Source organism: Streptomyces milbemycinicus, from assembly GCF_002154605.1.
Lineage (GTDB): Bacteria > Actinomycetota > Actinomycetes > Streptomycetales > Streptomycetaceae > Streptomyces > Streptomyces milbemycinicus.
Genome location: NZ_MUNE01000985.1, coordinates 770 through 1,248, shown reverse-complemented (window position 1 = coordinate 1,248; position 479 = coordinate 770). Strand labels below are relative to the sequence as shown.

Sequence of the window (479 nt, the reverse complement as noted above, 5' to 3'; positions counted from 1 at the left end):
AGGGCCTTGAGGGTCTCGGGGTCCGGCCCTTCCATGCCGCCCTCCATCAGTCCGGCCTCCACGACGTTGGCCGTGATGTTCCGGGGCCCGAGGTCCCGTGCGACCCCCATGGTGTACCTCTCGATCCCTGACTTGGTCGCCGAGTAGTCGGCAAGGCCCGGGGCACCGACCCGGGAGCCCAGTCCGGAACTCACCGTGATGATGCGGCCGCCCGCGCGCAGCACTCGGGAGGCGGCCCGGATGACGGCGATCACGCCGAGGTAGTTGGTGGCGTGCATCCGGTCCAGTGCGGCGGTGTCGGCGTCCGGGTCGTCCACCGTGCGGCCCTGTTCCACCGAGATCGCCGCGTTGTTGACGAGGATGTCCAGGCCGCCGAAGTGCGCGACCACGTCGTCGATCAGCGCCGGCGCCCGGCTCATGTCCGCCTGGTCGGACTTGAAGGCGACAGCCTTCACTCCCTTGCCGTGCACCTCGTCGAC

General features: G+C 69.9%; 1 protein-coding gene. It reads right to left on the bottom strand.

The window, feature by feature from the left end; genetic code table 11:
• Positions 1-479 (bottom strand): SDR family NAD(P)-dependent oxidoreductase (locus tag CCN51_RS49990; RefSeq protein ID WP_143676190.1); only part of this gene is annotated, 479 nt, incomplete at both ends.